The following is a 9,796-nucleotide window of genomic DNA, read 5'->3' as shown; positions in this document are numbered from 1 at the left end:
AAGCACCTGCGCGTAAAGCTTGGCATAGAAGGGTTTGCGGGGCGCGGGACTCGCGCCGCGGACTTGTGCAGCTGACACTGTTTCTCTCTCCCTGACCGGATCGAGGTGGCGTGACTTCTCCCGGGCTTCTCCCTATCGCGGCGCTCCGGTCGAACGCTGCACCAACGCCGCCGCAATACCCATGCCAAATGGATCCGCATGACCTGAACTGACGTTGGCTCGCCAATGATGGGATGAATGCGGTGGCACAAGACGGGAATGACAAGGCCGCCGTCCAGCACGCGCTTGATGTTCTCCGGCAGATTGCCGGTCGATCTCTCTGGCTTGCGGTTTTGCTGCACATCGTGGTGGGCTCCTCGGTTTGCCGACTTTGGGAAGGGCCGCATCGCTGGCACCAGGGCGCAGAATTGCCGTGTTCTTTGCCGCGCTGCCGCTGCAGCGACAGCTTGAAAGCGACGTCGAGACGTAGGGATTGACGCCGCTGGTGCTGACCGCGACGATGCGGTTCAGAAGTTCCGAGCACCGCCGAGAAAGCCGCACTCGACCGCCAGCTTCGCGCCTTCACACGCGACGCCGCCGCCTTATCTGCGTCATCAATATCGAGGAAATGGCGGTTGCCGCGACCGACCAGTGTCGTCGGCAGTGATTATCGCTCCCGCCCCTGGTTCGCAGGCGCTGGTGACTGGCACGGCCCGGCAACTCGGCGCGGTCAGCCGCTCGGGCACCGCATCGCCGGCGCCGTATTTCTGTCGTTCAACATCGCCGACAAAAATTAGAACTGATGAATTCTATCATAGGCCGCGAGGTTTCCTTTCACGAATGAAAGAAAGCTCGATTGACTATCCCGCCTCGCTCCAGTCTTTTGAAAATCAACGTGTGGTTGCCCCCGTGCAAGCCGAGAACGTGGCCAAGCTTCGTGGAGGGAGAGCCAAGCGATGCGTCAGGGGTCGACCCGCTTTGCACTCGACCACACGGCGGTGGCACGAGTTCACGTCAGAGCATTTTCGCGCTTGCCCGCGACGTCGCGGGCGCACATGCCGCCGGCATGCATTTCATGGCGCGAGATCGAGGATCATATGCACCACAACATTCCCAAATCAGAACAAAATGCCAGCGAGTGCCGCATTTCGCTTCCGGATGCGAAAAGGGCTTACCCAAAGTCCGAGATGAACACCGCGGTCCCTTTTGTGCCATCGCACGAGCACGCGCTTACCGGCATCTTCGAAATATCGAAAGTACTCACCGACCCCGCCCGGCTCGAAGTCACGTTGGCCAAGGTCGTCGATCTCCTGCCCTCGTTTGTGCAGATGCGGCACGGCATCATCGCTCTCTTCGACGCTGAGGGCATACTGGACATCACCGTAGTCACCGGCTGCGACGAGAACAGCGATGAGCGCTCCCGGATGCGCCTGCCGCGCAAGGCAATCGATCGGATTGTGACGACCGACACGCCGCTCGTCGCCGAGAACATAGCGGTGCATTCGGCCTTCACTGCCGCTGACATAGAGGTGCTTGGGGCCTCCGACACCGTGTCGTTCATCGGCGTTCCCATTCGTGTTGATGGGAACGCCGTAGGCACGCTGACTATCGACCGCGCCTTGGACAGCAGGTCAACGTTTCGGCTCGATTATGATGTCCGGCTGCTCACCATGATAGCCAACATGGTGGGACAGACAGTCAAGTTGCACCGCTTCTCCGCGGGCGACCGCGAACGACCGACGGAGGTGGAAGATCGGCTGCAAACGCAATTCTCTGATGTCAAGCACCCTGCACCGCAGCGCAAGAAGGTTCACGTCAAGGGAATGATTGGCGATAGTCCGGCGCTAAGCGCGCTGCTCGAGAAGATCGCAGCGGTAGCTAAGGCAAAGACCACGGTTCTGTTGCGAGGCGAATCCGGTACCGGGAAGGAGCTGGTCGCCAAGGCAATTCACGAGTTGTCGCCGCGCGCCAAGCGGCCCTTCATCAAACTCAATTGTGCAGCGCTGCCAGAGACAGTCCTGGAATCCGAATTGTTCGGTCATGAGAAGGGTGCCTTCACAAGCGCGTTCAATTCCCGCAAGGGTCGCTTTGAGCTCGCCGACAAGGGGACGTTGTTTCTGGATGAGATCGGCGAGATCTCGGCCTCCTTCCAGGCAAAGCTACTGCGCGTGCTGCAGGAGCAGGAGTTTGAGCGCGTCGGCAGCAACCAGACCATCAAGGTCGACGTTCGCGTGATTGCCGCCACGAACAGGAACCTTGAAGAGGCGGTTGCAAGGAATGAGTTCCGCGCCGACCTATATTATCGCATCAACGTGGTTCCCTTGCTGGTGCCGGCATTACGCCAAAGGCGCAGCGATATTCCGCTCCTCGCAGCTGAGTTTCTCAAGAATTTCAACGATGAGAACGGCCGTACGCTGACCTTCGATCCGCGTGCGATTGAAGTACTGATGAAATGTGAATTTCCCGGCAACATTCGCGAGCTTGAAAATTGCGTGCACCGGACAGCGATCCTGGCGGAGGGACTATCAATCGGGAGAAACGACTTTGCGTGCTCCCACGACCAATGCTTTGCCGAGGCGCTGCGGAAGAGCAGATCGGGCAAGGCCGCGCTGCAACCAGCGCCAATCCTGCCAGAGGCAGTGAATCCGGCCACGCCGCCGGATGCGGCCGCTCGTTCGGCCGCCACCACAGTCCCGCCTGCCGGAGCAACCCACTCATTGGGCGCGAGGACCACCGACGCCGAGCGCGTCATTGCTGCCATGGAAAGATGTGGCTGGGTGCAGGCAAAGGCGGCGCGCCTGCTTGGACTGACCCCGCGCCAGATTGGCTACGTGCTGAGGAAATACGGCATCGAGGTCAAGCGTCTGTGAAAGCATGACTCAGGCGGATTAGCTGAGACCGCTTAGCGGCTTGGCCCGCGCAGGGATGCAGATCCGCGTCCGCGTCAAGTCGATCCGACCGAGGACAGCCTGGCCGAATTCCCGTGGCAGCCGGCGTTGCGACCATCTTGTGAAAGGCGACGCTGCCATCGTCAATCCGTCCGCCATGTTGCTCTCGTTGCGAGCTCATACGGATGCCCCTGTGCGACTGAAACGGAGATAAAATATGTCCGATGCAAAACTGCAAGCTGTGCTTTCGTCTCTTCCGCAAGGGACGCGACAGTTAGATGCTCTGCCGTCCAACGGACCAGCGCCGGACAGAAGTTTTGTCAAGCTGAATACGAATGAGAACCCGTTTCCGTTGCCGCCAATCATAATGCAAAGTGCAGTGGCGGCCCTCAATCGCCAGTATCTGTATCCGGACGACGATAACATCAGCTTGAGGGAAGCAGCGTCCAATACCTATGGCGTATCCACGGATCAGGTCATCGCAGGCAACGGGTCGTCTGAACTGCTCGGACTCATCTACAGAGCTTTCCTCGCCCCTGGCGACAAGGTGGCGATGATATCGCCAGGGTTTTCGTTCAACCGCAAACTTGCCATGTTGCATGGTGCTGAGTTTCTCGAGATCGGATGTCAAACTCATTCGCTGCCAATGGAGCAATTGCTTTCCGGTCCGGCAAAAGACGCCAAGTTCATTCTGGTGGCCAATCCAAACAATCCGACCGGAACATTCCTCTCGATAAGCAATATCGAACGCCTCGTGGCACAATCGGATCGCCTGGTCGTCCTTGATGAGGCCTACGTCGACTTTGCACCCGATCACGGGCTGCGCCTCATCAACCGTTATTCGAACCTTCTGATCTTGAGAACATTTTCGAAGAGCTATGCCGCCGCCGGCATTCGCGTCGGTTTCGGTTTCGGTCACCCTGAGATTATTGGCAGGCTGCGCAACATCCAGAACGTCTTCAACATGAACGTGATCGGGCATGCGGTTGGTATCAGCGTGCTTGCGCATCGCGGCGCCTACGCAGAGAACCACAAGCACATCAGACATGAACGACAGCGAGTGACAGCCGCACTGTCGCAACTTGGATTTTCCGTAACGCCCTCCCACGCAAATTTCTTGCTAGCCCGTGTGCCAGCGGGACAGGACGGCTCATGGTGGCAAGCAGCCTTGGAAAGGCAAAAGATACTCGTTGCCTACTTTCCGGACAATGGTTTGGAACATTGCATCCGCGTCAGCATCGGCACAAAAGAGCAATTGGATGCATTTCTTGCTGCCGCTCGCGATATAGTTGGAAGCTTAAACATACCAAGCACCACGGGCAGGGGAGCGTCAGGCTCTGCTTGTTCGGTACGCTGACGCTAATCCGAGATCACACACTGCTATCTTTCGGCTTGCTTGGTCATCCCAGCAAGAGAACAGCCTGCTTTAAAATCGGGGACAATATCGAGTGACAAACGTCTTTCCTTCAAACCTAGCCTTCGGCATCTTCGATCATCTGGACGAGGACGGCCGCGATATCGCCCGGCAGTACGAAGATCGCCTGATATTAGCAGAGGCGTGCGATCAGCTAGGGTTCTATGCCTATCATCTCGCAGAGCACCACTGTACCCCCCATGGGAGAGGTCCATCGCCGAATCTGTTCTTATCGAGCGTCGCCCAGCGCACCCGGCGCCTGCGTCTCGGACCCTTGGTGATGCTGCTTGCGCTTTATCATCCGCTGCGTGCGTTCGAAGAGATCTGTATGCTGGACCAGTTGAGCGGTGGCAGGCTCGAACTGGGCATAGGGCGCGGTGCTCTCCCGATCGAATTGGGTTACTTCGGGATTGGTGCGGACGCGGTGCCGGGCCGCTATGCGGAAGCCAGCGAAATTCTTGTTGAAATACTTGTTAATGCCATGAAGGTTGGCACGCTGTGCTATCAAGGCCGCCATTTTGAGCTCAATGACGTTCCTTTGACGCTAAGACCTCATCAGCGTCCACATCCGCCGACATGGGTCGCCGCCAATCGACCCGAGTCCGCAGCCTGGGCCGCTGCGAATGGAGCAAACATCGCGTGTGTAGGGCCTTCCTCTTCTGTTCGCAAAACTACAGATGCCTTCCGCGCCTATCGAGAGGACAACACTGACACGGGCGATCGAGCGCCATTTATTGGATTGCTCCGAATGGTGGTGATTGGGCGTTCTGAAACAGACGCGTATTCGATCGCGGCACCTGCTTACGATCGATGGCTCAAGAGCTTCCAATTCCTTTACGAGCTTAACGCTATCCCCACTCCACCAAACCTGCCGCTGACCTTCGATGCGGCAGTCGAGAGTGAATTGTGCGTGGTAGGATCAGCAGAATCTGTGCGAAAAGCTCTGCTCGGTCAGTTGGAAGAGGCAGGTGCCAACTACCTGCTTTGTCAACTGGCATTTGGAAATCTGCCGCTAGATGCTTCCCTGTTCACCGCGACGACCATTCAATCCGAAATCATGGCTCGACTTGTCTGACCATGAAATTGGCGGTCTGATCTGAAGGTTAAATCGTTGTAACAGCGCTCCCTCACACATCCACGTGCTCGAGCGTGCACGTGGTGGGGCGGGCAATCGGGAGGGAGGCCAAACTGACGACGAGCCGGCGGCACAGATTACCAGGGGTTTGTGCGTTGGCTGGCGTCTGGGCCATCGTGTGAACCTGCACGATCCTAAGAAGATGATGGCCGAGCGCGTCACGATGCCGGCACGCGTCTGCTCGTCGCGCTCGCGCTAGTCGTTGGCACATAGCCCGCCGCAGAGGTTCTTCTCGCCCGGGGCGGCGCCGGTGCGGCGCCCAGATCCAGCTTCATCAGCGGCTCGACGGTAGCAAAGCCGTCACTCGCTACGGCGCTGTTGAGGGCGCGCTCGTGAGCGGCTTTGCTACGCCGAGCGACACCACCTGGAGCGAGTTCGCCCGATGTCGCGGGGTGCACCGCGGTCGGATAACGATGCTGGAGGAAATCGTTCGCAGCCGGTCTTCACGATCTGCGCGAGTGCTTTTCATGAATGCTGCCTGCTTCCTCGTCTGCGGCGGCCTGAGTGTCCGGCACGCCCGAGTCAATGCCAGTACCACAAGGCCGGCAAGACGTCAGGTCTGGGAGCCAGCTTGTACGGTCGTATCGTGTTCGGGAATATCGTCGAAGGAGGCGTAGTTGAGATTGTAGAGTTTGGAATACAGGCCCCCTATGGCTATTAGCTGATCGTGGTTGCCAGTCGCAACAACTTGGCCATTCTGAAGCACGATGATGCGGTCGGCACCCCGGATCGTGGCAAGACGGTGGGCGATGATTAGGCCAGTGCGCCCTTTAAGCAGCTTTATCAGAGCCTTCTGAATCTGCATTTCCGTGTAGCTGTCGATGTTGGCGGTAGCTTCGTCGAGCACGAGGATCTTGGCGTCGGCGACGAGGGCGCGGGCGAAACTGATAAGCTGGCGCTGGCCGAGAGATAAGTTGTCGCCGCGTTCGCCAAGTTGGGTCTCATACCCGTCGGCGAGGCTCATTATGAAGTCGTGGGCGCCGACCGCCTTGGCGGCCTCGATCACCTTGTCGCGCGTGGCCTCTGTCTTGTGGTATCGAATGTTCTCGAAGACCGTCCCGGTGAACAGGAACGGCTCCTGCAGCACCATGGCGACCTGGCGGCCGAGCGATTCCTGGGTGAGATCGCGCACATCATGTCCGCCGACCAGCACTTGGCCCTGCTGAACATCATAGAAGCGGTGGACCAGGGCCATCGCGCTCGATTTGCCAGAACCGCTCGGACCGACCAGTGCGACCGTCTCGCCGGGATTGACCCGGAAGGAGACATTTTTCAGCACCGAACGGTTCGGATTGTAGCCGAAGGTGACGTCCCGGAACTCGACCGAGCCGTCCATTTCGGGCGAAAGCACCTCGGCATTGGGTTTGTCCTGAACATCGATCTTGACGTCGAGCACATCGGTCAGGCGCTTGCCTGAGGCCATGGCGCGCTGCATGACCGAATATTGCAGGGTGAGTGAGCGGATCGGGTCAAAGAAGCGCTGGATGTAAAATAGGTAGGCAACCAATACGCCCACATCTATGCGGCCATTCATGACCATCGAGCCGCCGACCACAATAACGGCGGCCATGGCGAGGCCGGTGAGGCCATCGACGATAGGCACCATGACCAGTGCATATTTGGCAGCGATCAGGTGGGTCCTGAGGTTGGCATGGGCCTTGTCGTCAAAAAGGATGAAATTCACCTGCTGGCGGTCCATTGACTGGACGGTGCGCACGCCGTGAATGGCTTCGGCCAGCGCGCCGTTGACGACGGAATTAGTCTCGTGTGCGGCCATGAAGGCGTCGCGGGCACGCGGCAGCCAGACAATGCGGACGATCACCAGGACCGGCAGAACCGAGAGCGTCAGGAGGCCGAGGCGGAAGTCGAGCCACAGCATTACGAAAACGATGCCGAAGAGAAGCGCAACATCGCCTACGGAATATACCGAGGTTTCGAGGAATTCCTGTATGGAGTTGACGTCGCCTTGCAGGCGCGACATGAGGCGTCCGACCTCGGTCTTCTCCATGAAGGAGAGCGAAACTTTCTGCAGATGGCCAAACATGGCGCGGCGGATGTCGAACAGGACAGTTTCGGCCACTTTCCCAACCACGGTTTCCTGCATGTAGCCGGCAGCGAAATTGACCAAAATCGCCAAAACGAACGCGCCGACGGCCGCGAGCTGGGCTGAGCGATCGGTCCTTGCCGGGTTCATGCCCTGGTCGAGCGCGTAGCGGATGATCAACGGGATGAGAAGCTGCGTCCCGGTGAAGATCAGCATTGCTGCAATCGTGATGACTACCCTGGCCCGATAGGGACGGACGAAAGCCCAGATGCGCCGGAGGATGCTCTTGTCGAAAGCCCGGCCGAACATCTCCTCCTCGATGCGGTGCGAGCCGACAACCGCGCGCGGAGGGCGTCTGCCGTCGTCACGTTCGGCTTCGACTTCGCCGGCGCGGCACTGCGCCATCAGCGGGCGCCCCCATACTGGGTCATATTGTCATCACCCGGGCGCGTCTGGAGATCGTAAAGGGCCTTGTAGCGTCCCCGCTTCGCCAAAAGCTCTTGATGCGTGCCGCGTTCTACGATTTCGCCGTTATCGACAAAAAGGATCTGATCGGCGTGCATAAGCGCACTCAGCCGGTGCGCGATGATGATCGTCACCCGATCCTTGGCGAAGCGCCGCATCGCCGCGCGGATGCGCTGCTCGGTGCCGGCATCGATCGCCGCCGTTGAGTCGTCGAAAACGACGACGGAGGGGCGCAGCATCATGGTGCGAGCAATCGTGAGACGCTGGCGCTGGCCGCCAGAGAGAGAGACGCCGCGTTCGCCCACGACCGTCTCGTAGCCTGCTGGGAGCCCGAGGATGTATTTGTGGAGCTGGGCGAATTCGCCAGCGCGTTCTATTCGCTGTCTCTTCGCCCAGGGATCGCCATAAGCGATGTTGTTCTCGATCGTGGTGGTGAATAGGAATGCATCCTGCTGTACGACGGCGACCGCCTTGCGAAGCGTCGCGAGGGTGACATTACGTATGTCCTGGCCGTCCAGCGTGATGGCGCCACCGGTCACGTCGTAAAAGCGGGGGACCAGATGAGCCATCGTCGATTTGCCCGAACCCGGCGGACCGACGATCGCGATCGTCTCGCCTCTACGGGCCTCAAAGCTGAGGTTCTTCAAAATGGCGCGGTTTTCGGCGCTGGGGTACGCAAACGAGACATTGTGGAAGCGCAGAGTGCCGTCGCTTATCTCGAGCGGTCTGGCCTCGAGAGCATCCCTGATTGTGATCTCCTGGTCGAGGAGACCGAAAAGCCGCGAACCGCAGCTAGAAGCGCGGGCAAAGGCATTGACCATGAGGCCGATCTGGCGGACTGGCATTTGCAGGATTGTCATGAAGGTCAGGAAGGTCGCCACCGTTCCGACGCTGATCTCGCCAGCGACGAGCTTGCTGCCACCGATCCAGAGCACCAATCCCATTGCGAAAAAGAAGGACAAGGTCATCGCCGACGTGCTGGGCACGTAGATGTCAACGCGGTCGTGGGCGAGGTCGAGCGCGTTCTTGGAAGCGCCGTCGAACTTCAGCATCTCGTAGGCTTGAGCCGCAAAAGCGCGGACCACGCGGATGCCTGCGAGATTTTCCTCCATCACGCGGCTTAGTACCGAAAGCCGCTCATGCAGGTCGAGCCAGGTGGCGCGCAGCCTAAGCTGTGTGGCCGATGAGCGCCAGGCGACAAAAGGCACGAAGCTCAGCGCGACCAGGCCGAGCATGGGATCGGTCGAGATCATCATGTAGGCGCCGATCCCGATCAGCATGGTGAGCAGGAGCACGCGAACGAGCGCGGTGGAAAAATACATCCGCACGCCTTGGAGATCGAGCATTCCGATGGTGATCAGATCGCCTGAATGGACCCGGTCGTGAAAGGAAAAGCTGAGACGCTGGATCTTGTCGTAGTAGGCGAGCCGCAGTTCGTACGCGACATGATGCCCGACGGCTTCGGCAAAATAGTTCTGCGCCATCGTGAAAAGGCCGCGTAGCGCGCTGACGGCGAGCAGCAGGAGAGCCGGGGTCCAGAGCGCTTGTCCTGCCGCGGTCCCCGCGACACCGCCCCCAATGGCTGTCTGGGTCTGGTCGACAGCCCGGCCGAGAAGCTGGGGAATGAGCAACTGGAGGATTGCCGCCATGATCGTCGAGCCCATAGCGAAGGCGACCTGCCAGGGATGCCGCAAATTCATACGCGTGATGCGCAACAGCGTACTCAAATCCCTGCCCCAGCGCGCCGCTTCCACATGGGTCAACGAATTCAGAGCGTTCGTTGCGCTGCCGATAGCATCACTGCTCACGGGTGTATTCCCGACTGCATTTTGCGCCTTCGAGGCAAGCCGAAGGACCAATCATCAAAGGGG

5 protein-coding genes are annotated in these 9,796 nt (G+C 59.2%); 3 read left to right on the top strand and 2 right to left on the bottom strand.

Going from position 1 to position 9,796, the window contains the following annotated elements:
• Positions 1-1,076: 1,076 nt before the first annotated feature.
• From nifA to NKI24_RS28015, 3 genes are all read left to right on the top strand, one after another.
• Positions 1,077-2,849, top strand: coding sequence for a nif-specific transcriptional activator NifA (nifA, locus tag NKI24_RS28025; protein ID WP_352749982.1), 1,773 nt, complete (start codon positions 1,077-1,079; stop codon positions 2,847-2,849).
• A 235-nt stretch (positions 2,850-3,084) separates the two neighbouring features.
• Positions 3,085-4,224, top strand: coding sequence for a histidinol-phosphate transaminase (gene hisC, locus NKI24_RS28020; protein WP_352749981.1), 1,140 nt, complete (start codon positions 3,085-3,087; stop codon positions 4,222-4,224).
• 91 nt (positions 4,225-4,315) lie between these two features.
• Positions 4,316-5,356, top strand: a complete 1,041-nt coding sequence (locus NKI24_RS28015; protein ID WP_352749980.1) for an LLM class flavin-dependent oxidoreductase — start codon at positions 4,316-4,318, stop codon at positions 5,354-5,356.
• Positions 5,357-5,969: 613 nt separating this feature from the next.
• On the opposite strand, the gene NKI24_RS28010 is transcribed toward NKI24_RS28015, so the two are convergent.
• Both NKI24_RS28010 and NKI24_RS28005 read right to left on the bottom strand, forming a co-directional pair.
• On the bottom strand, positions 5,970-7,865 hold the full coding sequence (locus tag NKI24_RS28010) for an ABC transporter ATP-binding protein (RefSeq protein WP_352749978.1): 1,896 nt from the start codon (positions 7,863-7,865) through the stop codon (positions 5,970-5,972).
• Positions 7,865-9,733 carry an ABC transporter ATP-binding protein gene (locus NKI24_RS28005; protein WP_352749976.1) on the bottom strand — a complete coding sequence of 623 codons (1,869 nt, stop codon included), beginning with the start codon at positions 9,731-9,733 and terminating at the stop codon, positions 7,865-7,867. Before NKI24_RS28005 ends, NKI24_RS28010 begins: the two co-directional genes overlap by 1 nt.
• Between the last annotated feature and the right edge of the window lie 63 nt (positions 9,734-9,796).

Source organism: Mesorhizobium sp. M0701 (assembly GCF_040320365.1).
Taxonomy (GTDB): Bacteria; Pseudomonadota; Alphaproteobacteria; order Rhizobiales; family Rhizobiaceae; genus Mesorhizobium.
This window is presented reverse-complemented; position numbering and strand designations above follow the sequence as displayed.